The organism is Dietzia sp. IBK-p2-15D, assembly GCF_057773105.1.
The window spans coordinates 128,210-149,776 of the sequence record NZ_JBYMTK010000009.1 but is presented as its reverse complement, the minus strand read 5'-3'; the positions used below and the strand labels follow the sequence as shown (position 1 = coordinate 149,776).

Sequence of the window (21,567 nt, the reverse complement as noted above, 5' to 3'; positions counted from 1 at the left end):
TCGCGGTGGCGGTTGCGGTGAGGCTGCCGAGTCCGGCGGGGGCGGGGCTGGCGAGGCTGCCGAAGAACGCATCGTCAACCTTGCGGGCCATGCTGCGGGCCAGTCCCTCGCCAACGATCTGGGCGGCTGCGGGGCTCGAGTCCTCGGCCAGCTCACGCGACAGGATGGTCAGGCCGGCGACCTTGGCCGGGGTGACGATGATCTCGTCGATGGTCGGATCGTCCGGGGTGATCTCGGCGCCCTCGGCGACCCATGCGGCGCCGGCGTCCTCGGTGACCACTGGGACGTGGAAGGTGTTTCCGATGGTGCGGACGGTGGCGGCGACGGTGGGGTTGAACGCGAGCGCGGCGCGGGTGACGGGTTCGACGATGAGCGGCCCGTACTGTTCGGGCAGGATGCCGCCGACGTCACTGGTGGTTGTGTATAGAGCCATAATGCTTGCCTCTCAGGAGTGCGTGAATGGGTGTCCCTGGTCCGGCTCTGCCGGTCCCTTGGTTGCCCTCCTGGGGCCTCGGTGACGGCCCGCGCTGCCCGCCGGGTGGTGGGCCGTCACCGCTTATTCTACCCTCTGCCGGGGCGGATCACGTCGGACCATGAGGCGGTGACGGTGTCCCCGGTTGCGGTGGCGCCGGACGCTCGCCCGCCCCGCCTGTATCCCTGCGGTTTGATGCCGAACCGGTCGCGGGTGGCGCGGACCGCCTCGGCGACGGCGTCGAGGTCCAGCCGGCCGGTGTCGTCGACGAGGGTGTCGAGGTCAGGTTCCGCGGCCCAGAACGCATCCGACTTGATGCCGAACCGTGCGACCTCGGTTTCGACGAGTGCCCGCCGTAGGTCGGTGACGTGTGCGGCGAGCTCGTCGGCGCGGGCGGTCGCTTGGTCGCGGGCGGCCTCGGCTTCCTTGGCGCGGTGCCGGTACCTGGCGGCCTCGTGGTTGGGGTTGTCGGGCTCGTCGTCGTGCTGGTCGACGTCGGGGGCCTGGTCCTCGGGGACAGTGTCGGGGGCCTCGAGGGTGGGGTCGGTGGTCTCACTCATGGTGGTTCCCTTCTGGGGGTTCGATGCCGAGTAGCAGCGGGCTAACGGCGAGGGTTTCGGTGGTGGTGGTGACGCCGTGGGCGTCGAGTTCGGTGACGGTCACCTCGGTGTGCTGGGCGAGGTCCCAGCCGGTTGCGAGGTCGACGCGGTCGGTGGCCGGTGGTCGGGTTCGGCGGTCGGCCCGGTCGGCGATGAGCCGGCGTATGTCGTTGATGTCGTGCTCGTCGTTCATTCGGTTCCCTTCTCGGTGGCGTCGACGAGGGCGTCGGCGAGCCGGCGGGCGTCCCTCGGTGACAGGTGGACATGCACGTTGCCGACGGACAGGCGGGCGCCCTTGCTGGTGGGTTCGACGTTGAGGTCGGCGAACCGGGGCGCGATGCGCACGCGGGTGATGTGGCCGGTCATCATTTCTTCCCCTTGCGTCGGCGACGGCGTCGGTCGCGGGCCTTGTGTGTCGGCCAGGTGTCCCCGTTGCGGACCGGTGCCCGGTACATGGCAATGAGCCTGAGCTTGTAGTCGTTCACTGGGCGGTTCCCTTCTGGTGGATGCGGACCCGTCGGCCGCGGTGGTCGAACGTCATTCCGGCCCAGGTGCCCGTGCGGTCGGATGCCCGCATGTTCATGGCGGTTTCGTGGCACCGCTCGAGGACCGGGCAGACACCGCAGATCGCTTTGGCGTACTCGTTGCGCAAGGCGTAGAGGTCTGCGGGTTCGTTCTCGCCCCGCGGGTCGAACAGGTGCCAATCACCGGCGCACGCGGCGCCGTCAAGGTTGGGGTCGAGGTCGGCGAGCATGCGGGTCAGCGGGTTCATGTGAGCCTCTCTGGTCCGGTGGGTGAGCAGGCGGCGCAGATGGTTGCGCCGGGGCGGTAGATCGGGTTTCCGCACTCCGAGCAAGCGGGGCGGGCGCCTTCGGGACGAGGGGGACGGGGTGGTTCGGAGGTTGAAACACTCTGACTCTCGTGAGAATCACCGGGGTACCCTGTCCCCCTTGTCCCACCTGCGGTTTTGGCGGCCTTTTCTTGCTCTTGGGCGTCGTCGGTGCTCGAGCGGAATCTCACCCCGTGCCACGCCCGGTAGCGCGTCGGCGTGGTCGATCCGAGGTCGCCCGGTGGGCGGGATAGTCCAGTCTCGGATGAGTAGGTGCGCCGGTACTCGATGCCCGATTGGGCGATCTCGTCGTGGTGACCGAACCGGGCGGCGAACGTCTGGTCGGACCACGATTTGTGCCCGCGGGCGGTGAGCCATTCGGTGAAGGTGCCGAACAGGTCTTTGGATAGGACGTGGTGGTCCCGGTCGATGACGAGGTGGTCGTCGAGGAATCCGAGGATGAGGTCGGAGTCGGTGCGCCACCGGCGGGTGTCGGCGGCGATCCGGTCCGGTGCCGGCGGGAGGATCTGCCCCGCCTCGTACCAGCGGCGAGCACCGGCGACGATCCAGCCCAGAATGGCCTCTAGTTGCCCCTCTCGGCCGCTCTTGAGCCGGTCGCGGAGTGTGGGGTCCCCGTGCCGGTCCCAGGACCCCAGAAGCGGTTTACCGGGCGCCCGGTAGGTGTACGGGAACTTCACCAGGGCGAGGCGCCGCCACGTACCGTGATCGGTCTCGTCGATCCTCGGGACGTAGTTCGATGCGAGCACCAGCGAGTGCGTGGGGTGCCAGCTCACGGTGTCCTTGGCGATGTACCGGGCGGACATCGGATCGGTCCCCAGCGTGTCCTTGAGCCTTTTCACGGACAGGTGCCGCGCCTCGGGGGTTTCCTCGATCACGGCCAGGCGTGCGCCTCGCAACTGCATAAGTTCCGTGGGGTGGTCGCGGGGGTCGGCCAGCAGGACCCGCTCGGGTACGGCGACGGCGTAGTCGCCAAGTGCCCGCATGATCGAGGCCAGCCATGTGCTTTTCCCGTTGGCGCCGCCGCCCTGTAGGACCGGCAACACGTCGTCGGGGGTGGGGTGCCCGGTGGCAGCCTGCCCGATCCGCTGGTGCATCCACGCGGCATCCTCGGCGGGTAGCGCCTTGAGGGCGGTGTCCCAGTCGGGGTGCCGGGCATCGTGCCGGTACTTGATCGGGGTGACTCGGGTGAACAGTAGGCCGGGGTCATGCGGCCCCAGCTCCCCGGTGCGCAGGTCTACTACTCCGTTTCCGGCGTTGAGCAAGTCGGGGTGTTGGTCGAACTGGTCGGCGTCGACCTCGCATATCCCGCGGGCCAACGTGACGATGGCGCGGATACGGTTCGCGGAGAAAAGTGACGAGATTTTGCGCAGTCGGTCCACGTCGGCGCCGGCGTGCGCCTCGCCCGCGTGGAAGTCGATCACCGCCTTACGGACGGTCTCGGCCACCGATGCATCCGATGCGCGTTCCCAGCGGCGTCCGTCGTACTTCTGCCACCCCAGGCCAGCGGCCCACAGGTAGCGGCCGGCGAGGGCGTCGTCGGCGATTCGCTCGGCCATGTGCGCATCGTCGAGGGGTTGGGTGTCGGTGGTGGCGGGTGCGTTGGGGATCATGCGCCGGCCCCCGTCCTGCCCAGCGCGGATGCGATGGTGCGGTCGATCTCACGGTCGTCGAGGCCGGCCAGCAACGCCGATGCGCGTAGGTCGTCCCAGACTTGATCGGGGGCGTTTTCCTCGGCGGCCCGGCAGGCGGCCCAGAACAGCATGTTGTTGCGGTTGCCGGGGGTGGCCTCGGCCACCGTGGCGATGAGTCCACCGGGCACCGTGCCTGCCTTGCCCCTGCGGGGTCGGGGTGGGTCTCGGCGTACCCGCGCATGCAGGTGAGCCGGTAGCGGCGCCACCGCGCAGGCGTTGGTCCACTCGTATCGGCCACCGTCGGGGTGGACACTCGGGGCGGCGACGATGTACCCGGAATCGGTCTTGATGTCGATCCCGTCAGCGCCGCGAACCTTGCCCACCGTGGGGCCTTGGTAGCGGTACAGCAGGTGCCAGCCGCCGCCCCCGGTGCGGGCGGCCCAGGTGTCTGTCAGCGGCCCCAGGGCGTCGAGGGTGCCACCGTGGCGGGGGTCGATGTCGATGACGATGACACCGGGCACCGGGCGCAACCCGATGTTGTAGTCGGTGCGGCCCGCGAACATGCGCCGGATGCGGGCGGGGTCGACCGTGGCGTCGTCTTTGCCGCGAGATCCTGCGAGCGGCGCCTTGGATCGGGGCTGTAGGGGGAACACCGGCCAGCCGGCCGCGGCGTACTCGAGGGCGTGGGCGATCATTCCGCCACCCCCGTCGGGACGATCACGGCGAGCACCATTGCCGCGTACAGTCCCCGGGCCTTGGCGCGTTGCACCGCCTTCTCAGCCGAGTGCAAGCTCAAGTACAAGCGGCGCCGATACTTGCCCTCACTCGAGGTCACAATCACGCAGTACCCGCGGGCAGCGGCGAACAGTGCGGCCTCGGAAGGGGTAGAATCGTCAGCAGTCGGATGGTTTGGGGCGCCCTCGTTCACAGCGGGGGCGTTCTCTTTTGCGCTCACGCTCACGCACCCCGCTTCACAGCGGCGAGGGGGCGCATCATGGCGTCGAGCTCGTCGAGGTCGACGCGGATCATGCGCGGCCCCAGGCGGTACCCGGTGATCCGCCCCTCGGCGATCCATCGGCGGATGGTCTGGTGGTGGGCGTCGACGTACTCGGCAGCGTCGTTGATCGACACGTACCGGCGTTCTGGTGACTGAGACACAGAAACTCCCGTGAAACGGCAAAACGCCAAGCGGCAGCCACCTAGTTCGGTGTCTGTGCTCGGCGTCCCATGCGGGGTTCCCGTGTCTTACGGGGCTGTCTGGCCGTTCGTCGAGACCTTCATCGCGTGCCGTGCGGCTCGGCCAGGTGGCCGGCGATTCTCCCTCGACTAGCGTTCGACGTTATGCGCGGGCATTACTACCCGTGCCACTGAAGTTACACCCATGTGATTAAGTGCGCAACCGTGCGCTACTACTCCCCCATCATCTGAGACATTCGGGCGGCGATCTCGGCATCACGGCCGGCCGCAGCGTGCTGGTAACGCATGCTCATGGCCGGCGTGGTGTGGCCCAACCTCGACATGAGTTCCTTGGTTGTGGCACCGGCGCGGGCAGCGAGCACGGCGCCCTGGTGCCGTAGGTCGTGGAACCTTAGCCCCGGCCGTTCGATGGACTCGGCAGCGGCCTTGAACGTGCGGCGCAGGGTCCACTCGTCGAGTACCCCGTCAGCCTTGCCAGTGAACAACAGCGAGTCACGGCCCCTGCCGACGTGCCGCTCGAGATGGTCCAGCACGGCGGGCACGATGTGCGGCGGCACCGTCACGTCACGCACCCCGGCGTCGGTCTTCGGGGTCGAGAACACCGGCTTGGACCGTATGAACGTGACACCGCGGCGCACGTAAACCTCGGTGCCGTCCGGTGCCACGTCCCGGCGGCGTAGTGCGAGCACTTCCCCACGCCGTAGGCCACACCATGCGGCCAGCAGCACCACAAGACGAATCTCGTCGGGCATAGCGGCAGCGAGGCGTTCCAGGTCCCCCGCGGGCAACACTTCGATCTCGTGGACACGCTTGGTTTGCGACGCGCCACGGATACGGCAGGGGTTCGCCTCGATCAGCCCATCGTCGACTGCGGTGCCCAGGATGGTCCGCAGCAGCGCGTAACAGTGGGCGTTGCGGGTGGCCCCGCTCCGGTCCCGGCCACCGTTCGGCGCGGACGGGGTAGCCACGAGGGCGGCGTGCCACTTGCGGACAACGGCCGGGGTGATCGCGGTCAGTTCGAGGTCTCCCAGCTCGGGCAGGATGCGCGTCTCGAGCTTGGACCTGTACGCCGTGCGGGTCGACGGTTTCAGGTTGCGTTCCTCGAGCCAGGTTCGGGCGTAGTCAGCGAGAACTACCGCCGGGACCTCTTCTTGCGCCTTGAGCCTGTCGGCCGGAGGAGTCCAGACGTCGAGGTCGATCAGGCGGCGTTCGTGGGCGCACCATGCGGCGGCGTCGTCGTGGGCGTGGAACGTGGCCGGGGCGAGATGCTTTGCACCGTCCGGCCCTACGTAGTGAGCCTGGTACCGGCCTGACGGTAGTTTGCGGATCGCTCCGAACCCGCGCCTGGCGCCCCGCTTGTTTCCCATCGCGGCCTCTCTCGTGCAACTCGCATGCAAGACCTATCCGGTCTCGTGCTAACTCATGCTATCGTATACGCAAGAGGCGATAACGTCTCTGACCAGCACAATCAACTATCCGGGCAGGTCACGGCAGGTAAACCGGAACGGTTCACGAAGGGTTCGAATCCTCTCGGGGGCGCACTCACGCCGACACGGGCCGGCAATCCGCTCTCCACTGACGGCGGCCCGCCCGCGCCTCGCTCCAGCCATGGACGCACATCAGATCCCGAGACGTGCCGGTGGTACGTTCGGACTTCGAGCTGATTCGCAAGATCAGCTTCGATGACACGGGGTGCCCCTACCGAACGGGGCTGAGATCACACCCGCTGAACCTGAACTCGTTCACACGAGCGGAGGGATGTCAGATGCGCTGGCATGGGCTTTCGTGAGCCGCCCAGGAACCACGGCAGTGGCGTTAAATGGATTGGGACACACCTATCCGGGCGCGCTCCGCCCGGTTCTCGCAGACCTCAACCTGTCCGTTCCGGTAGGCGAGCACATCGCCGTTGTCGGACGCAGCGGATGCGGTAAGTCGACGCTGCTGTCGGTGATCGCCGGCCTCGTCGAACCGACCACCGGGACCGCCGCCGTCCTCGATGACCGCCGGCCCGCACGACGCCTGGAGTCCTGCGCGTTGATGCCCCAGGGCGACAGCCTGTTGCCCTGGCTGTCCCTGCTCGACAACGTCGCGATCAGTCTCCGCAACCAACGAGTGCGCCGGCGCGTGGCCCGATCCGAGGCCCAGCGCATGCTGGACCGTGTGGGACTGGGCGCCTGGTCCGATGCCCGTCCCTCAGCCCTCAGCGCGGGCATGCGCCAGCGCGCCGCTCTCGCGCGGGCTCTGCTGGCGCGCAAACCCGTGCTGCTGGCCGACGAGCCGCTCGGTGCGCTCGACGCGATCACCCGTGCGGAGGTCCAGCAGTGGCTCCGCGACACCATCACCCACACCTCGGCCAGCCTCGTCATGGTCACGCACGACGTCGATGAGGCGCTGCTCCTCGCCGAACGCGTGGTCCTGTTGGCACGAGACGAGGCCGACGCCCCGGCGCGTGTGGTCCGCACCTGGCCGGGATGGTTCGGCGACGACCGCCCCCGAGAGGTCCTCCTCGGCGACGAGGCGTTCGCGGCAGCCCGCAGGGAAGTGCTCCGGGCACTGGCCCGGGAATCCCACCTGACCGGAGGCGGCACCGCCCCATGACCGTGCGATTCCTCCGCTCCGCCGGCCCTGCCTGCGTCACGCTCCTGCTGGTCCTCGCCGCGTGGATCACGGTCACCACGCTCGAGCTCGTGCCCGAGTACGTCATTCCCTCACCCCTCGCCGTGCTCGACTCGCTCGTATCCACCTGGCCCGACCGGCTCGGTTCCGCCACGCTGCTGACCGCCACCGAGACGATCACCGGAGTGGTACTCGGGGTGTTCGTCGCCGTGGCCGTGGTGATCGTCAGCGCATTCGTGCCCGCCGTCGGGCAGGCCATGACCCCACTACTGATCGCCTCCCAGGCCATCCCGGTCATCGTGATCGGCCCGCTCCTGACGATCTCCCTCGGCTACGGCATGGCACCGAAGGTCATCGTGGTCGCCCTGTTGTGCTTCTTCCCGGTCGCCCTCAATCTTCTCTCCGGCGTCCGCACGGTCGACGCCCGGATGATCGACACCCTGCGGAGTCTGCACGCCACCAGGTGGTCGCTCTTCTGGCGGGTGCGTCTGCCCTTCGCCGCGCCTCGCGGCTTCGCCGGGCTGCGCGTCTCGGTCACCTTCGCGCCGGTGGCCGCCGTCTTCGCCGAGTACACCGGCTCCACCAACGGCCTGGGCTACCTCATGCTCCAGGCGATCCCCCGGCTCCAGACCGATTTCGTCTTTGCCCAGGTGGCGGTGCTGACGATCATGTCCAGCGTCCTCCTCACCAGCGTGACCATGCTCGAACGCCTGATCTGCCCGTGGAACACACCCACCGGGGAAAGGAACCCATCATGACGGAAACACGACCCAGCAGGATCCGACGCCGGACTCTCACGCGCCCCGGCGCCCGCATGCTCGCGATGGTGGCCGCAGCCGCGGTGTCTCTGACCGGCTGCCAGGCATCCTCGGACAACGCCGAGCCAGGCGAGACCGGCGCCGCCCCGGTCAGTGTTCTGCTCGACTGGAGCCCCAATCCCGACCATGTGGCCCTGTACACCGCGCAGCACACCGGCACCTACGCCGACGCCGGTGTGGACGTGACGTTCACGACGCCGTCCAACACGGCCGACGCCGCCCGGGAGGTGTCCCTGGGGCGGGTCGACCTGGCCATCTCCTACGAGCCCGACACGCTCATCGCCCTCGAACAGGGACTCGACGTGATCTCGGTCGCGGCACTGATCCCGACGTCCTTGACCTCCCTGATCGCCAGGACGGAGTCCGGCATCACCTCCGCAGCCGATCTGGAGGGCAAGACCGTGGGGTTGTCGGGGCTGGCCTCCCAGGAACCGACCCTCGACTTCATCGCCCGTGAGGCCGGAATCGATCCTGACTCGATATCCACCCCCAATGTGCAGCAGAGTCTCAACCAGTCGCTGCTCACCGACCAGGTGGACGCGATCTTCGGGGCGTTCCGCAACATCGAAGGCGTGGAACTCGGCGCCCGGGGCGATGTCGAGATCATGCCGGTCACCGAACTCGGGGTGCCCGACTACGCGGAATTGGTGATCATCGCGAACCCGAACCGGCTCGCCGGCGACGCCGACTATGCCGAGCGCGTGGGCGACTTCCTCACCGGAACCGAGGCCGGGCAGCAGGCCGCGTTGGCGGACCGCCGGATTGCCCTCGAGTCCCTCACCCCGGTGACCGAGGGCTCCTACGAGCCCGACATGCTGGAGAAGATGATCGACGCCACGCTGGCGCTTCTACCCGAGGAGGATTTCGGGCGGCAGACAGCCCGGGACTGGGCGGCCTACGCGTCGTGGATGCATGGCAACGGACTGCTGGAGACCGAGGTCGACGGCGCCGCAGCCATGACCAACGACTACCTGCCCCTGTCCGGCGGCTAGATGGTCTGGTCACGCAGATCGTGGCCATGACGTCTGCGGCCGCGTTCCGCACCGGGCAGGCGCCGTTCCTACCGGTCGGGACGCGTCCGCATGGTCCGGGGCGACGGGCCTGGTGGAACTCACTCCTGCGCCTCCCCGAACCGGGCGCGGTAGGACGACGGTGTCGTCGAGTACTTCCTGTCGAAGTTCTGCCGGAACGTCACCGCGCTGCCGAACCCACAGTCGCGGGCGATGTCCTCGATCGAGCGGGTCGTGGTCTCGAGCAGAGTCCGCGCGTGGTCGAGCCGGCGCGACAGCACCCATCGCCCGGGGCTCGCGCCGGTGGTCGCCCGGAACTTCCGGGCGAAGCTGCGTCTGCTCATGCAGGCGTGTCCGGCGAGGTCGTCCACCGAGAGCGGCCGGTCGAGATTGGCCAGCGCCCAGTCGATCGTCTCCCCGATCTCCCCGTCGTCTCCCCCGTCGGGCACCGGCAGTTCCACGTACTGCGCCTGGTCACCCTCGCGGTGCGGCGCCACCACGATCCTGCGGGCCAGCACGGCGGCCTTCGCGGCACCGAGCCGGGATCGGACGATGTGGACGCACGCGTCGAGCGAGGCGGCCGTCCCCGCGGAGGTGATCACATCCCCGTGGTCGATGTACAGGTCGGACGAGCGGACGTCGACCGCCGGGTACCGCAGGGCGAGCTCCGCCGCACCCTCCCAGTGGGTGACGACCGTACGACCGTCCAGCACTCCGCTCGCGACCACGGGATAGGCACCGAGGCACAACCCCGCCACCAGGCTGCCCCGGGAATGGGCGCCACGCACGATCGATAACAGGCACGGATCCCGGTCGGGGAGTTCCGGAGACCATGAGGGGAAAACCAGTATGTCGGCCTGCTCCGCCGTCGCGGGCCCGTCGAGGTCGCCGAGCACGATCCCCTCGGCGGTGTGGACGTCTCCGCCGTCTGTGCTCCAGGTGTCGACCTGCCACCCGTCCGCGAGTCCGAGCCGGGTCACCTCGCCGAAGACGAGGAGGGGCGCCGCGAGGTGGAACATCGTGATGCCGTCGAAGACGTGAACGGCGATACGCACAGGTTGGCCCATTTCCATCGAAAGTGTTCCTTTGTGCCGCTCACGGTAGCGCAGTCGGTCCGCGAGGATCGGGGTAACGGCCGAGTTCCCGGCCGTACCGCCTATCCGGAGGATCCACATGAGTTCGCAGAATCGCGCGTTGATCGTCGTCGACGTACAGCAGGAGTACTTCGACGGTCCGCTCGAGATCCAGTACCCACCCCGTGACGAGTCGCTCGCCCAGATCGTCCGTGCGGTCGACGCGGCGAGCGAGGCCGGCATGCCCGTGGTGGTCGTCCAGCACGACCTGCCGGAGGGCGCTCCGGTGTTCGCGAACGGCAGCGCCGGGTGGTCCCTGCACGCGGGCCTCGAGAGCCGCCTCCAGCCGCAGTGGAAGCGCGTGACCAAGAGTTATGCCAGCGTCTTCGACGGCACCGGGCTGGTCGACTGGCTTCGGGAGCAGGGCGTCGACCGGGTGACGCTCGTCGGCTACATGACCAACAACTGCATTCTCGGCACCGCCGTGACCGCGGAACCGCTGGGCATCGCCGTGGAGGTCCTCTCCGACGCCACCGGTGCGATCCACATCTCCAACTCCGCCGGGTCGGTCCCGGCACAGCAGGTCCACGAGACGCTGATGGCAGTGCTCAACTCGAATCTCGCCGCGGTCGCCACGACCGACGCCTGGGTCGAGTCCGTCTCGTCTGGGGCCGAGCTCACCGGCAGCGATCTGGGCAGTTCCGCCATGCAGGGCCGCGCCGAGCACTGACCGCGGGACGTCGCGAAGGGCCCGGCCGACCGAGGCACTCGCCCCGGCCGGCCGGACAGCCACTGCGTGGCCCCGCGATCAGCCCGCGGCCTCCCGCAGCCGCGCCAGCAGCGGCTCGGCGGCCTCCTCGAGGAACCGGTCGAGGGTGGAGTCGCCGATCTGGATCAGCGCGATGTCGGTGTACCCGGCCTCCCAGTAGGGCCGCACCTTCTCGACGATCGCGTCGAGGTCGGGCCCGCACGCCAGCTGCTCCCCCACGTCCTCGGGGCGGATGAACTGGGTGGCGGCGGCGAACCCGGCGGTGGTGGGCAGGTCGGAGTTCATGGCCCACCCGCCGGCGAACCACCGGAACTGGTCGTGCGCGCGCTCGACGGCGGCGGACTCCGAGTCGGGGTCCCAGCTGATGGGGATCTGTGCGATCGCGCGGGCGCCGTCACCGATCCGGGTCTGGCCCTCGAGGCCGTTCCACTTCTCGATGTAGCTGCTCTCGGGCTCGGTGGCGATGAGGTGGTCGCCCAGCGGTCCGAGGTGCGCGAGGGCCTTCTCGCCGCCGGCGGCCACGCCGATCGGCACGCGCTTATCGGGTAGGTCCCACAGTCGGGCGGAGTCCACGCGGAAGTGCTCGCCCGAGTAGGTGACCAACCCGCCGTCGAACAGTTCGCGGATGATCTCCAGCGCCTCGACGGTCATCTCGTGGCGCTCGTCCACCGACGGCCAGCGCTGCCCCACGACGTGCTCGTTGAGGTTCTCCCCCGCGCCGATGCCGAGCATGAACCGGCCGTCGGACATGATCTGCATCGTCGCGGCCTTCTGCGCCACCACGGCCGGGTGGTAGCGCAGGATCGGGCAGGTCACGTAGGTGCACAGGTCGACCCGTTCGGTGACGTGCGCGACCGCTCCGAGCACGCTCCACACGTACGGCGCGTGCCCCTGCGAGCTGAGCCAGGGGAAGTAGTGGTCCGAGGCCACCTCGAAGTCGAACCCCGCCTGCTCGGCCTTGGCCGCGTAGCGCACGAGTTCCTTGGGGCCGGACTGTTCGGTCATGAGGGTGTATCCGAATCGCGTCATGCCTATCGATCGTGCGCGCGGCCGTCCCGCGATGCCACCGGTCCCCGCGTCGGATCGACGCCGCCGCACGTGCCTGGCTCCCCACACCCCCAAGCGGTTGCCGCCCGGCCCGGGGCGCGGCACCGTCGAACACATGACTACCCAGCGCGCTCTTCTCCTCGACGTCGACGGCACTCTCGTGGATTCGACCTACGTGCATGTCTGGACCTGGGTCCGCGCTCTCGCCGAGGCCGGTGCGCCGGTGCCGTTCGTGGACGTCCACCGTCGGATCGGCAAGGACGGTTCGACGATCGTGGAGGAGCTGCTCGATATCGCGGGGATCGACGACGACGAGGAGCGCGAGAGCATCGCGGGCCGGGCCAAGGACCTGCACGGTGAGTACTACGCCGAACAGGCCGAGTCGCTGCGAGTGCTCCCCGGTGCCCGCGACCTCGTACGCGGCGCCAAGGAGCAGGGGTGGATCACTGTGCTGGCCACGTCCGCGCCGCCGTCGGAGTTCGCCGAGGCCCGCGAGTTGCTCGACATCGACGACTACGTGGACGCCGTGACGACCGGTGAGGACGTCGACCGGGCCAAGCCCGATCCCACGATCGTCGAGATCGCCCTGGAGCGCTCCGGTGTCGACGCCGCGGATGCCGTCATGGTCGGCGACGCGACCTGGGACGCGATCGCGGCGACCAAGCTGGGCATACGTTCGGTCGCGGTGCGCACGGGCGGCATCGGCGACTCCGAGTTCCGCGCCGCCGGGTTCTCGGAGATCGTCGACGACGCCGCCGCGGTGCTGGACCTGCTGAATGCCGGCCGGCTCTGACCGCACTCCCCGGCCCTTTCAGCGTGCGGGCCCCGCGTCCTCCCAGGTGCTCTCCGCCTCGGCGCGGCTCGGGGTGCGCACCGGCAGCAGCAGGAGTAGCCCCACCAGCAGTACCAGCCCGATCCCCGCGATGCCCGCGCGGTCGGCCGAGAAAGCCCACGTGAACAGCCCGAACAGGGCGGGTGCGAGGAACGAGACCGCGCGCCCGGTGGTGGCGTAGAGCCCGAACATCTGGCCGTCGCCGCCGGGCGGGGCGAGCCTGGCCAGGAACGACCGGGACGCGGACTGCGCGGGCCCCACGAACAGGCACATCAGCAGCCCGAAGATCCAGAACATGCCCGTGCCGTCCACGACCAGCAGGACGGTCATGGTCGCGATCATCGCCACCAGCGACCCGATGATCACCGCCTTGGGGCCCACCGTGTCGTCGATCAGTCCCGCGACAGCCGCCCCCAGCGCCGCGACGACGTTGGCCGCGACGCCGAAGATCAGGACGTCCCCCGGGGCGAGTCCGTAGACCGTCACGGCCAGGATCGCCCCGAAGGTGAACACCCCCGCCAGCCCGTCCCGGAAGATCGCGCTCGCGAGAAGGAACCTCACGGTCCGCGGATCCCGCCGCCAGAGAGCCTTGAGGTCGCGCCAGAGGATGCGGTACGACTCGAGGAAGCCGGGCTCGTCGTCGTCGCTGTCGAGGGCGTCGTCGTCGCTCCTCCCCGCCCCCGGGCGGTGCTCGGGCACCGACCGCAGCACCGGTAGCGCGAAGAGTGCGAACCACACGGCGGCGACGAGGCAGACCAGTCGCACGTTGAGCCCGCCGTCGGTGGTGACGCCGAATACGCCGCGCACGGGGCCGTCACCGTAGATGAAGCCGACGAACGCCGCGAGCAGCAGGAAGATCCCGCCGAAGTACCCCATCGCCCAGCCGAACCCGGACACGCGGCCGACGGTGGACGGGGTGGAGACCTGCCGCAGCATCGCGAAGTACGCGACCTCGGCGAATTCGAACGTGATCGACCCGACCGCCAGCAGCACCAGGCCGACGAAGAACCACGGGTAGGGCGCGTCGGAATCGACGAGGAACATCAGCGCCGTGAGCAGCACCGTCGCGTAGGTCCAGAGGCCCAGCGCGCGGCGGCGCCGGCCCCCGCGGTCGGCGCGTTGGCCCATCACCGGCGCGGTGAGGGCGATGACCAGCCCGGCCACGGCGATGGAGATCGACAGCCACGTGGCGGCCGAGAACGGCCCGTCGAGGTCCGCACCCACCGAGTCGGTCAGGTAGACGGAGAACACGAAGGTGACGATCACCGCGTTGAACGCCGCCGACCCCCAGTCCCACGTCCCCCAGGCCAGGACTTGCCGGCGGGCGACGCCACGGCGCGATGGTGACGACGACGAGGTGGTCGCTGACGGCGGCGGTGTTCCGATGCTGCTCACGCCGATCAGGCTAGGACCTCCACCACGCTCCGGAGGGCGGCACGCGGGTAAGGTCAGCGCTGCCACACCCGCCGTACGCGGGCGAGCCGAGTGGAAGACCCGAGGAGCCCTATGTCCCTGCCCACGCCCACCGCGTCGAACCGAGCAGTCGTCACCGGCGCCTCCTCGGGGATCGGCATGGCCCTGGCCACCGAACTCGCCCGGCGTGGGCACTCGCTGATCGTGGTGGCCCGACGCGAGGCCGTGTTGCAGGAGCTGGCCGCCCGGCTCGAGGGCGAGTTCGGCGTGGCCGTGGAGGTCCGCGCGTGCGACCTCGCCGACCCCGCCGCACGGCAGCCGCTGCTGGACGAGCTGGCCGGGCGCGAGATCTCGGTCCTGTGCAACAACGCCGGCATCGCCACCTTTGGCCCCGTCGCCTCGCTGGACCCGCAGTACGAGAAGCACCAGGTGCAGGTCAACGCCGTGGCGTGCCACGACCTGGTGCTGGCGGTGCTGCCCGGGATGGTCGAGCGGCGCTCCGGGGCGATCCTCAACGTCGGCTCGGCGGCTGGCAACATGCCGATCCCCAACAACGCCACCTACGCCGCATCCAAGGCGTTCCTCAACACCTTCTCCGAGTCGCTGCGGGGCGAGCTCAAGGGCTCCGGCGTCACCGTCACGCTGTTGGCGCCCGGCCCGGTGCGCACCGAGGAGATCGCCGAGGAGGAGAAGACCTTCGTCGACCGCCTAGTCCCCGACCGGCTCTGGGTGGACACCGAGTACACCGCCCGCGTCTCACTGGACGCGCTCGCCCGCAACAAGATGCGCATCGTCCCCGGCCCGCTGAGCCAGGCGATGTCCGTGGCCGGGAACTACACCCCGCGCGGCATCATGGCGCCGATCGTCGGAAAGTTCTACGCCAAGCTCGGCGAGGGGCAGCAGGAGGGCTGATCGTCCCGCGCGGGGCCCGCGAGCCTGCGGCGATATAGTCGAGTGATGCCAGAGCCGACCTCCGCCGAGACTCCTGCCCCCACGTCCTCGCCGACTCCCCACCAGGAGTCCAAGAACGACCGCATCGTCTGGATCGACTGCGAGATGACCGGCCTCGACATCAAGTCCGACGCGCTCGTGGAGATCGCCGCGCTGGTGACCGACTCCGAGCTCAACGTTCTCGGCGACGGGATCGACATCGTCATCCACGCCCCCGACGCCGAGCTCGACGCGATGGTGCCGGTCGTACGCGACATGCACGCCTCCTCCGGCCTGACCGAGGAGATCCGCGAGTCCACGGTGACGGTCGCCGAGGCCGAGGAGCAGGTCCTCGCCTACATCCGCGAGTGGGTCCCGGTGGCGGGGTCCGCTCCCCTGGCGGGCAACTCGATCGGCACCGACCGCGGGTTCCTCGCCCGGGACATGCCCGAGCTCAACTCGTACCTGCACTACCGGATGATCGACGTCAGCTCCATCAAGGAACTGTGCCGCCGCTGGTACCCCCGCATCTACTTCGGCCAGCCGGAGAAGGGCATGTCGCACCGGGCCCTGGCGGACATCAAGGAATCCATCCGCGAGCTCGCGTACTACCGGGCCACCGCGTTCGTCCCCCAGCCCGGCCCGACCAGTGACGAGGTCAAGCAGGCCGCCGCCGATCTGCCCGCGGTCGACTGACCCCACCTGCGGATTTCTCGGCGACGGGGCCCACGGGGTAAAGTCGTCAGCGCTGTCCGCGAGGACGGCGGTGGTGGCTGTAGTTCAGCTGGTAGAGCACCAGATTGTGATTCTGGATGTCGCGGGTTCGAGCCCCGTCAGCCACCCCGAGCGCAGGGCCCGGACCTCACGGTCCGGGCCCTGCTTCTTTCTGCCGATTCGACCCAAGTTCTCGCGGGCACCGCCGCGCCGGCGGCTACCAGCGGTTGCGGGACTGCTCCGCCCAGCCGACCAGCCCGTCGAGCGAGACCTGCGACCCGTCGTCCAGCACCCCGGTGCCGCTCCAGACGCCGAAGGCCTGGTGCGTCTTCACCGCCAGCACACCGAGCTCGGTGATGTCGCGGCGCAGATGGAACGGCGTGAGCGTCGCGTCGAGGCGCTCACCCTGCACCCGCCAGGCCCCCGCCGGATCCGTGAGGTCGTAGCTCCACCGCAGGTCCTCGCCGAGCTTGTGCATCCGGCCGTCCACCAGGATCCCGTTCTCGGTGGACCCGGTGCCGTCCGTCCACTTCCCACCGACCTGGATCGCGCGTGTCGAGCCGTCCACCACCCCGCTGCCGGCGCCCCAGTTCCAGGTGGTGGCGTAGCGCCAGCGGCCACGCCCGCGGTCCAGGACCGCCCACCCATTGCCGAGGTCGTGCGTCGTGCCGTCCAGGGTCACCGTGCCGGTGACGGGATTGGCGAGATCCTTGAGCGTGTACTGGAACCGGCGCTCACTCCACGGCACCACCACCGCGAGACTGTCATGGCCCGCGCGCTCGACCTCCAGGCTCACCTGCAGTCCCCGCGCCTGCACACGGATGGAGGTGCGGCCCTCGTCGTCGTCGACCTCGATCCCCACCCGCCCCGCACCCACGCCGGCCGACGCGTGGAGGGTCCCGTCACCGGGGTCGTCGCCGAAGCGGGGCCGGTGCAGGGGCCGGATGCCGCTTCGGGTCGTCTCCACGCCCGTCCGGCGGTCCAGCACATAGACCGCGCAGTTGGCCAGGTAGTCCAGACCCGCCACCGTCAGCCCCACCACGAACCGGTCGGTGACGATCCCCCAGTACTCCCAGCGCTTGGTGCGGCCCCAACCGGCGATCCGTGTGCGGTGCACGGGCGACCGGGACCACCCCACCGCCTCCGGGTTGAGCCGGCGGCCGCAGGCCAGGTCGACGGGCCGGGTGATCTCGCGCTGGGTCATGGGATCACTCTTGCAGGTGCCTGCGCCGCGGCGGGCGGAGAGCACGGATGCGGAAGCGCCCGGGCTCTCCTATGGTGCGGGGTGATCCGACTGACCCGGGGAGGACCGTTGTCCACGCTCGATGTGTTGCTGGCGATTGTCGGGGCGCTCGGGGTGGTGATCGTGGCCTTCTCGGCGCGACTACGCCAGTGGCCCGTGACGGAGCCACTGCTCGCGCTCGTCGCCGGTATCGTCCTGGGGCCGGCGGTCCTCGGGGTGTTCGATGTGCCCGACATCGTCGCCGAGCACTCGACCCTCCACCACGGCGCGGAGATCCTCCTGGCCATCTCGGTGATGGGCGTGGCCCTGCGGTACCCCTTCTCGGCGATCAGGACCCACTGGCGTCGACTCGCGTTGCTGCTGGTGCTCGTCCTGCCCGGGATGGCGCTCATCTCGACCGGGTTGGCGATGTGGGTCCTCGGCATCCCCTTCGCACTCGCCCTGCTGTTCGGAACCGCCATCTGCCCCACCGACCCCGTCCTCGCGTCGAGCGTCGTCACCGGAGAGGAGGCCGAGGAGGACCTGCCGGAGCACGACCGTCAACTGCTGTCTCTCGAATCGGGCGCGAACGACGGGCTCGCCCTCCCCCTCGTCCTGGTCGCCCTGGCCGTCGCCACCCCGCTCACCGCCGGGCAGGCAGCCGGTGAGGCCGCCTGGCAGATCGCGGGCGCTCTCATCGTGGGGATCATCGCGGGCGTGGCGGCCGCCAAGGCGCTGCACTTCTCGGAACGACACCACGACACCGAAACCGGGCCGATGCTGCTGTACACGCTCCTCCTGGCGCTGCTCGTCCTGGGAGTGGCGGGCGTCATCGGGGTCAACGGCGTCTTCGGCGCGTTCGTCGCCGGGCTGGCGTTCAACGTCACCAGCTCCGGCAGCGAACGCCGGACCGAAGTGGAGATCGACGAGGCCGTCAACCAGTTCGCCGTGATCCCCTTCTTCGTGGCCCTCGGCGCGATGATCCCGTGGGCGGAGTGGGGCCGGCTCGGATGGGGGGCTGTGTGGCTCACGGCCGCCGTGCTGCTACTGCGCCGGCCGCCGCTGATCCTCGCCGTGATGAAGCCGCTGGGGCTGAAGCCTCGCGGCGCCGCCTACCTCGGCTGGTTCGGGCCCGTCGGCGTCGCGGCGGTCTTCTACCTGACGGAGGAGGCCTCCCGCGCGGGTGCGGACCCGGTCTTGCTCGGCGCGGGCACGCTGATCGTCGTGGCCAGTACCGTCGCGCACGGCCTCACCGCCGCACCCGGACGCGCGCTGTTCCGGGCGGCCGCCGAGCGCGATCCGAGGTCGCCCACCTCGTCGTCGTCGTCGTCCTGAAGTCGTCCTGAACCCCGCCACGGGGTTCTCACCCCTGCCCTCGGGGTTCTCACCACTGCACTCGGGGCCCGCCGGTCACCCGGGGGTTCTACTCGAGGTCCCGGCTGTCGCCGGTCCCCGCGTCGAGCTCGTCACCATCCGGGCCGCGCGACTCGCGATGGGCGGCCTCCACCGCCCAGATCATGACCCCGACCGACGGGCCCAGGGCCACGCCCAGCCCGATGTTGTCCAGCGCGGCACCGAACGCCACGCCGATCCCCATCCCGATGCCGATCCACAAGCCCAGCCGAGAGGAGTCCATGGGCTCAGGCCGCGCCCTGCTCGGCGTTGCCGGCCTTCCAGGTCTCCCACGGGACGTTCCAGTCGCCCAGGCCGTCCCAGCCCGGCAGCGTGTCGCCCACCGTGCCGGTGACCTCGAAGATGTCGCCGCGCTTGGCGTTGTCGTAGAACCACTTCGCGTCCGCCGTAGTGACGTTGAGGCAGCCGTGGCTCGTGTTCTGGCTTCCCTGCGCCCAGACCGACCACGGCGCGGCGTGGACGAAGATGCCGCTGTACGACATCCGGGTCGCGTACTGCACCGGGGTGCGATACCCCTCGGCCGAGTCCACGGCCACGCCGTACGTCGACGAGTCCATGATCATCGAGGCGTGCTTCTCACCGATGACGTAGACCCCGTTGGGGGTCGGGGTGGCGGCCTTGCCCATCGAGGTGGGCATGGTCTTGACGACCTCGCCGTTGCGCTCGATGACGATCTGCTTGGTCGAGTCGTCCACCCGGGAGATCACGGCGTCGCCGATCTCGAAGCTGCTCTGGGCGTCCTGCTGGCCGTACATCCCGCCGCCGAGGTCCTGGCCGTAGATGTCGACGTGGACGTCGATCTTGGTGCCGGGCGCCCAGTACTCGGCCGGACGCCAGCGGACCTCCTGGTCGGAGACCCAGTAGAACGCGCCCTCGACCGCGGGCTCGGTCGTGATGTGGATGTTGTCCTGAGCCGCCCGACGGTCCGCGATCGGCTCGTCGAACATCACCGCGACCGGCTGTCCGATGCCCACCACGGATCCCTCACCCGTGGTCAGGTAGGCCGCCGTCATGATGGTGGGCGTCAGCGTGGTGAAGCTGGCGTTCCTCCGGGTGACCAGGCCGGCCTCGTCCGTGGCGGTCGACTCCATCGTGTACTGGCGGCCGTAGCCGAGCTCCTCGGTGGTGCGCCACTCGGTGAACTCGGGGTTGAACTCGCCCTCGACCTGGAGGCCCTCGGGATTGCGCATCACCACCGAATCGAACCGGCCGTCCGTCGCAGTGAGCACGATGGGCTCGACCGGGTTGGCGTCGGTGGAACCCTCCGCCACCGACAGGTCGATCACGGCGGAGGGCTCCGCCGGTGCCTCGGCAACCTGGGTGTCCTGCGCACCGCCGTCGCCGATGGTGCAGCCGGCGAGCAGGAGCGTCCCCGTGAACACCACGGCCAGTCCGAGGCGGGCTTTCGACCAGATTCCGGTCGCTCGCCGCCCCGTCCGATCCGTTGTGCTCACGTTCACTGATGCCCCTTCCGACGTGCGCTTCCCCCCGGACGCAGCCGCGGCCGAGAAGATGTCCCCTCCAGTATGCCTGGTCACATGGCCGCACTCCATATCGAAACTCCTGGGGCCGCAGGGACCTCAACCCCGTCTCACCCCTTCTGAGCAGGCGATTTCGTGAACCAGCCCGGCTGCTGTTACTGTTTCTCTCGCACCAAGCAAGCGCCATTAGCTCAATTGGCAGAGCAGCTGACTCTTAATCAGCGGGTTCGGGGTTCGAGTCCCTGATGGCGCACAAGAGAGAAAGCCCCGGGTCCACGACCCGGGGCTTTTTCGTGTGCCGGGCCGCCTGAGGCGCGCCGGATCGCCTCGTCAGAGCGGGGCTCGACTGGTGCCCGGTCGGACGGGGCGATGCGGGTGGCCGAACGGACGGGGCGACCCGGGAAGCCGAACAGAAACGACGAGAGCGTCCCGCACACGCCCCCGGTGACAGGGGTGGGCGGAACGCTCTCGGGAGTCGGGCGGGGATGACCCTGCCGGGCAGGATCCCCGGGCGGGGCTCCGGACGCCCGCGTGAGGCCGGTCGCCTCAGAGGGCCCGACGGGCCGCCAGGTAGGCCTCGATGCGCTGGCGCTCCTTGCGCTTGTTGACCATTGACACGGTGATCCCGCCGACGACCAGCGTCGCGATGCCCCCGAGCACCGCCAGGACGCGCGGGTCCTTGAGTGCCGCGGTGGCGCGCTCCTTGCCCTCGGACGCGAGGTTCTTCGGATTCACCCGGTCGATGATCTCGTCCAAGGTCGTCGCGAGATCGTCACGCGCCTTGGCGATGTCGCCTTCGATGCTGTCGTAACTCCTGGACACGAGACCTCCGTCGATCGCTCGTCCGCGGGCGCCCCGCGGGTTCTTGACCCCGCCCACGCTACTGCACCCGGCGTGGATCCGCGCCCGTGCGCCGAAGCATCGGATAGGTTGGGATGGTCCGCCGCCCCGACCCGACCCCCAGGAGCACCGGTGACCGCACCACGGCTCGAGGTGGGCCAGACGGCCCCCGCCTTCACCCTCCCCGACGCCGACGGCACACCCACGTCGCTCCGGGAGCTCCTCGACGAGCACGGGAAGGTCCTCGTGTACGCCTACCCGGCCGCGATGACACCGGGCTGCACCACTGAGACCGTGGACTTCGAGAACGCGCTGCAACAGTTGAACGACGCCGGCCTCGGCGTGGTCGGCGTCTCCCCCGACGCCCCCGAGAAGCTGGCCCGTTTCCGCGACAAGTACGGCATCACGTTCCCCCTCCTGTCGGATCCCGACAAGACGATGCTCACCGAGTGGGGAGCCTTCGGCGAGAAGAAGAACTACGGCAAGACGGTGATGGGCGTGATCCGCTCAACCTTTGTCGTCGACTCCGACGGCACCGTGTCGATGGCCCGGTACAACGTCCGTGCCAAGGGTCACGTCGCGATGGTCGCCAAGCTGCTCGAGATCGAGTTGCCCGAATCCGATCCCGCGGAGGGCTGAC

Annotated in this window: 25 protein-coding genes, 2 tRNA genes and 1 riboswitch; of the genes, 11 read left to right on the top strand and 16 right to left on the bottom strand. The window is 69.5% G+C overall.

Annotated elements, in window-relative coordinates; all coding sequences use genetic code 11:
• The 9 genes from AC3DEV_RS13055 to AC3DEV_RS13015 all read right to left on the bottom strand — a co-directional run.
• A partial coding sequence (locus tag AC3DEV_RS13055; protein WP_488372387.1) for a phage major capsid protein occupies positions 1 to 433 on the bottom strand: 433 nt, incomplete at its 3' end.
• 128 nt (positions 434 to 561) lie between these two features.
• Positions 562 to 1,032 (bottom strand): hypothetical protein, encoded by a 471-nt coding sequence (locus tag AC3DEV_RS13050; protein WP_488372386.1) that lies wholly within the window; start codon positions 1,030 to 1,032, stop codon positions 562 to 564.
• Positions 1,025 to 1,264, bottom strand: coding sequence for a hypothetical protein (locus AC3DEV_RS13045; RefSeq protein ID WP_488372385.1), 240 nt, complete (start codon positions 1,262 to 1,264; stop codon positions 1,025 to 1,027). The genes AC3DEV_RS13050 and AC3DEV_RS13045 overlap by 8 nt, the downstream gene beginning before the upstream one ends.
• Positions 1,261 to 1,440 (bottom strand): hypothetical protein, encoded by a 180-nt coding sequence (locus AC3DEV_RS13040; protein ID WP_488372384.1) that lies wholly within the window; start codon positions 1,438 to 1,440, stop codon positions 1,261 to 1,263. The genes AC3DEV_RS13045 and AC3DEV_RS13040 overlap by 4 nt, the downstream gene beginning before the upstream one ends.
• A gap of 112 nt (positions 1,441 to 1,552) precedes the next feature.
• Positions 1,553 to 1,843 carry a WhiB family transcriptional regulator gene (locus AC3DEV_RS13035; RefSeq protein WP_488372383.1) on the bottom strand — a complete coding sequence of 97 codons (291 nt, stop codon included), beginning with the start codon at positions 1,841 to 1,843 and terminating at the stop codon, positions 1,553 to 1,555.
• Positions 1,840 to 3,531: a DNA primase family protein gene (locus tag AC3DEV_RS13030; protein ID WP_488372382.1), complete on the bottom strand. Its 1,692-nt coding sequence runs from the start codon at positions 3,529 to 3,531 to the stop codon at positions 1,840 to 1,842. Before AC3DEV_RS13030 ends, AC3DEV_RS13035 begins: the two co-directional genes overlap by 4 nt.
• On the bottom strand, positions 3,528 to 4,247 hold the full coding sequence (locus AC3DEV_RS13025; protein ID WP_488372381.1) for a bifunctional DNA primase/polymerase: 720 nt from the start codon (positions 4,245 to 4,247) through the stop codon (positions 3,528 to 3,530). Before AC3DEV_RS13025 ends, AC3DEV_RS13030 begins: the two co-directional genes overlap by 4 nt.
• Positions 4,248 to 4,509: 262 nt before the next feature.
• Positions 4,510 to 4,710 (bottom strand): helix-turn-helix domain-containing protein, encoded by a 201-nt coding sequence (locus tag AC3DEV_RS13020; RefSeq protein ID WP_206474650.1) that lies wholly within the window; start codon positions 4,708 to 4,710, stop codon positions 4,510 to 4,512.
• Between the two features lie 251 nt (positions 4,711 to 4,961).
• Positions 4,962 to 6,116: a tyrosine-type recombinase/integrase gene (locus tag AC3DEV_RS13015; protein WP_488372380.1), complete on the bottom strand. Its 1,155-nt coding sequence runs from the start codon at positions 6,114 to 6,116 to the stop codon at positions 4,962 to 4,964.
• A 311-nt stretch (positions 6,117 to 6,427) separates the two neighbouring features.
• Positions 6,428 to 6,525, top strand: a riboswitch (TPP riboswitch).
• A gap of 9 nt (positions 6,526 to 6,534) precedes the next feature.
• On the opposite strand from AC3DEV_RS13015, the gene AC3DEV_RS13010 reads away from it, so the two are divergent.
• The 3 genes from AC3DEV_RS13010 to AC3DEV_RS13000 are packed head-to-tail and all read left to right on the top strand — an operon-like array spanning position 6,535 to position 9,175.
• A complete protein-coding gene (locus tag AC3DEV_RS13010; RefSeq protein ID WP_488372379.1) occupies positions 6,535 to 7,347 on the top strand; it encodes an ABC transporter ATP-binding protein in 813 nt (270 codons plus the stop codon).
• Positions 7,344 to 8,123: an ABC transporter permease gene (locus AC3DEV_RS13005; protein ID WP_488372378.1), complete on the top strand. Its 780-nt coding sequence runs from the start codon at positions 7,344 to 7,346 to the stop codon at positions 8,121 to 8,123. The genes AC3DEV_RS13010 and AC3DEV_RS13005 overlap by 4 nt, the downstream gene beginning before the upstream one ends.
• The gene (locus AC3DEV_RS13000; protein WP_488372377.1) at positions 8,120 to 9,175 is read left to right on the top strand and encodes an ABC transporter substrate-binding protein; all 1,056 of its coding nucleotides are present in this window, start codon (positions 8,120 to 8,122) and stop codon (positions 9,173 to 9,175) included. Before AC3DEV_RS13005 ends, AC3DEV_RS13000 begins: the two co-directional genes overlap by 4 nt.
• Before the next feature lie 119 nt (positions 9,176 to 9,294).
• On the opposite strand, the gene AC3DEV_RS12995 is transcribed toward AC3DEV_RS13000, so the two are convergent.
• Positions 9,295 to 10,248, bottom strand: a complete 954-nt coding sequence (locus tag AC3DEV_RS12995) for a GlxA family transcriptional regulator (RefSeq protein ID WP_413957884.1) — start codon at positions 10,246 to 10,248, stop codon at positions 9,295 to 9,297.
• A 118-nt stretch (positions 10,249 to 10,366) separates the two neighbouring features.
• Between AC3DEV_RS12995 and AC3DEV_RS12990 the strand changes: the two genes are divergently transcribed.
• Positions 10,367 to 10,996 (top strand): cysteine hydrolase family protein, encoded by a 630-nt coding sequence (locus AC3DEV_RS12990; RefSeq protein WP_488372376.1) that lies wholly within the window; start codon positions 10,367 to 10,369, stop codon positions 10,994 to 10,996.
• A gap of 78 nt (positions 10,997 to 11,074) precedes the next feature.
• Here AC3DEV_RS12990 and AC3DEV_RS12985 read toward each other — a convergent pair whose 3' ends face one another.
• Positions 11,075 to 12,064 (bottom strand): TIGR03557 family F420-dependent LLM class oxidoreductase, encoded by a 990-nt coding sequence (locus AC3DEV_RS12985; protein WP_067719842.1) that lies wholly within the window; start codon positions 12,062 to 12,064, stop codon positions 11,075 to 11,077.
• 133 nt (positions 12,065 to 12,197) lie between these two features.
• Here AC3DEV_RS12985 and AC3DEV_RS12980 point away from each other — a divergent pair, with 133 nt between their 5' ends.
• Positions 12,198 to 12,875 (top strand): HAD family hydrolase, encoded by a 678-nt coding sequence (locus AC3DEV_RS12980; RefSeq protein WP_067719844.1) that lies wholly within the window; start codon positions 12,198 to 12,200, stop codon positions 12,873 to 12,875.
• An 18-nt stretch (positions 12,876 to 12,893) separates the two neighbouring features.
• Here the strand turns inward: AC3DEV_RS12980 and AC3DEV_RS12975 are convergent, their stop codons facing one another.
• Complete coding sequence (locus AC3DEV_RS12975) at positions 12,894 to 14,225, bottom strand: MFS transporter (RefSeq protein ID WP_488372391.1); 1,332 nt, start codon at positions 14,223 to 14,225, stop codon at positions 12,894 to 12,896.
• A 195-nt stretch (positions 14,226 to 14,420) separates the two neighbouring features.
• On the opposite strand from AC3DEV_RS12975, the gene cmrA reads away from it, so the two are divergent.
• The 3 genes from cmrA to AC3DEV_RS12960 all read left to right on the top strand — a co-directional run bounded on the left by cmrA (position 14,421) and on the right by AC3DEV_RS12960 (position 16,099).
• Positions 14,421 to 15,239 (top strand): mycolate reductase, encoded by an 819-nt coding sequence (gene cmrA / locus AC3DEV_RS12970; RefSeq protein WP_096905812.1) that lies wholly within the window; start codon positions 14,421 to 14,423, stop codon positions 15,237 to 15,239.
• A gap of 45 nt (positions 15,240 to 15,284) precedes the next feature.
• The gene (gene orn, locus AC3DEV_RS12965) at positions 15,285 to 15,953 is read left to right on the top strand and encodes an oligoribonuclease (protein ID WP_096905813.1); all 669 of its coding nucleotides are present in this window, start codon (positions 15,285 to 15,287) and stop codon (positions 15,951 to 15,953) included.
• A gap of 73 nt (positions 15,954 to 16,026) precedes the next feature.
• A tRNA-His gene (locus AC3DEV_RS12960) sits at positions 16,027 to 16,099 on the top strand.
• Positions 16,100 to 16,188: 89 nt separating this feature from the next.
• Here AC3DEV_RS12960 and AC3DEV_RS12955 read toward each other — a convergent pair.
• Positions 16,189 to 17,175: a DUF2804 domain-containing protein gene (locus AC3DEV_RS12955; protein WP_488372375.1), complete on the bottom strand. Its 987-nt coding sequence runs from the start codon at positions 17,173 to 17,175 to the stop codon at positions 16,189 to 16,191.
• Positions 17,176 to 17,283: 108 nt separating this feature from the next.
• On the opposite strand from AC3DEV_RS12955, the gene AC3DEV_RS12950 reads away from it, so the two are divergent.
• On the top strand, positions 17,284 to 18,528 hold the full coding sequence (locus AC3DEV_RS12950; protein ID WP_488372374.1) for a cation:proton antiporter domain-containing protein: 1,245 nt from the start codon (positions 17,284 to 17,286) through the stop codon (positions 18,526 to 18,528).
• Positions 18,529 to 18,616: 88 nt separating this feature from the next.
• Here AC3DEV_RS12950 and AC3DEV_RS12945 read toward each other — a convergent pair whose 3' ends face one another.
• Together AC3DEV_RS12945 and AC3DEV_RS12940 are read right to left on the bottom strand one after the other, a co-directional pair.
• The gene (locus tag AC3DEV_RS12945) at positions 18,617 to 18,829 is read right to left on the bottom strand and encodes a hypothetical protein (protein ID WP_067719850.1); all 213 of its coding nucleotides are present in this window, start codon (positions 18,827 to 18,829) and stop codon (positions 18,617 to 18,619) included.
• 4 nt (positions 18,830 to 18,833) lie between these two features.
• A complete protein-coding gene (locus AC3DEV_RS12940) occupies positions 18,834 to 20,066 on the bottom strand; it encodes a L,D-transpeptidase (RefSeq protein ID WP_488372373.1) in 1,233 nt (410 codons plus the stop codon).
• A gap of 201 nt (positions 20,067 to 20,267) precedes the next feature.
• Between AC3DEV_RS12940 and AC3DEV_RS12935 the strand changes: the two genes are divergently transcribed.
• Positions 20,268 to 20,340: transfer RNA gene (locus tag AC3DEV_RS12935), tRNA-Lys, on the top strand.
• Between the two features lie 293 nt (positions 20,341 to 20,633).
• Here the strand turns inward: AC3DEV_RS12935 and AC3DEV_RS12930 are convergent.
• Complete coding sequence (locus AC3DEV_RS12930) at positions 20,634 to 20,909, bottom strand: DUF3618 domain-containing protein (RefSeq protein ID WP_067719851.1); 276 nt, start codon at positions 20,907 to 20,909, stop codon at positions 20,634 to 20,636.
• A gap of 150 nt (positions 20,910 to 21,059) precedes the next feature.
• Between AC3DEV_RS12930 and AC3DEV_RS12925 the strand changes: the two genes are divergently transcribed.
• Positions 21,060 to 21,566 carry a peroxiredoxin gene (locus AC3DEV_RS12925; RefSeq protein WP_083249479.1) on the top strand — a complete coding sequence of 169 codons (507 nt, stop codon included), beginning with the start codon at positions 21,060 to 21,062 and terminating at the stop codon, positions 21,564 to 21,566.
• The last annotated feature ends 1 nt before the right edge of the window (position 21,567 follow it).

Excerpts from the sequence above, each read along its gene's own strand:
- AC3DEV_RS13040 (WP_488372384.1), bottom strand. The coding sequence starts at position 1,440 with ATGATGACCGGCCACATCACCCGCGTGCGCATCGCGCCCCGGTTCGCC.
- AC3DEV_RS13005 (WP_488372378.1), top strand. The coding sequence starts at position 7,344 with ATGACCGTGCGATTCCTCCGCTCCGCCGGCCCTGCCTGCGTCACGCTC.
- AC3DEV_RS12945 (WP_067719850.1), bottom strand. The coding sequence starts at position 18,829 with ATGGACTCCTCTCGGCTGGGCTTGTGGATCGGCATCGGGATGGGGATC.
- AC3DEV_RS13015 (WP_488372380.1), bottom strand. The coding sequence starts at position 6,116 with ATGGGAAACAAGCGGGGCGCCAGGCGCGGGTTCGGAGCGATCCGCAAA.
- AC3DEV_RS13045 (WP_488372385.1), bottom strand. The coding sequence starts at position 1,264 with ATGAACGACGAGCACGACATCAACGACATACGCCGGCTCATCGCCGAC.
- AC3DEV_RS13030 (WP_488372382.1), bottom strand. The coding sequence starts at position 3,531 with ATGATCCCCAACGCACCCGCCACCACCGACACCCAACCCCTCGACGAT.
- AC3DEV_RS12955 (WP_488372375.1), bottom strand. The coding sequence starts at position 17,175 with ATGACCCAGCGCGAGATCACCCGGCCCGTCGACCTGGCCTGCGGCCGC.
- AC3DEV_RS12985 (WP_067719842.1), bottom strand. The coding sequence starts at position 12,064 with ATGACGCGATTCGGATACACCCTCATGACCGAACAGTCCGGCCCCAAG.
- cmrA (WP_096905812.1), top strand. The coding sequence starts at position 14,421 with ATGTCCCTGCCCACGCCCACCGCGTCGAACCGAGCAGTCGTCACCGGC.
- AC3DEV_RS12980 (WP_067719844.1), top strand. The coding sequence starts at position 12,198 with ATGACTACCCAGCGCGCTCTTCTCCTCGACGTCGACGGCACTCTCGTG.
- AC3DEV_RS13000 (WP_488372377.1), top strand. The coding sequence starts at position 8,120 with ATGACGGAAACACGACCCAGCAGGATCCGACGCCGGACTCTCACGCGC.
- orn (WP_096905813.1), top strand. The coding sequence starts at position 15,285 with ATGCCAGAGCCGACCTCCGCCGAGACTCCTGCCCCCACGTCCTCGCCG.
- AC3DEV_RS13025 (WP_488372381.1), bottom strand. The coding sequence starts at position 4,247 with ATGATCGCCCACGCCCTCGAGTACGCCGCGGCCGGCTGGCCGGTGTTC.
- AC3DEV_RS12990 (WP_488372376.1), top strand. The coding sequence starts at position 10,367 with ATGAGTTCGCAGAATCGCGCGTTGATCGTCGTCGACGTACAGCAGGAG.
- AC3DEV_RS13050 (WP_488372386.1), bottom strand. The coding sequence starts at position 1,032 with ATGAGTGAGACCACCGACCCCACCCTCGAGGCCCCCGACACTGTCCCC.
- AC3DEV_RS13035 (WP_488372383.1), bottom strand. The coding sequence starts at position 1,843 with ATGAACCCGCTGACCCGCATGCTCGCCGACCTCGACCCCAACCTTGAC.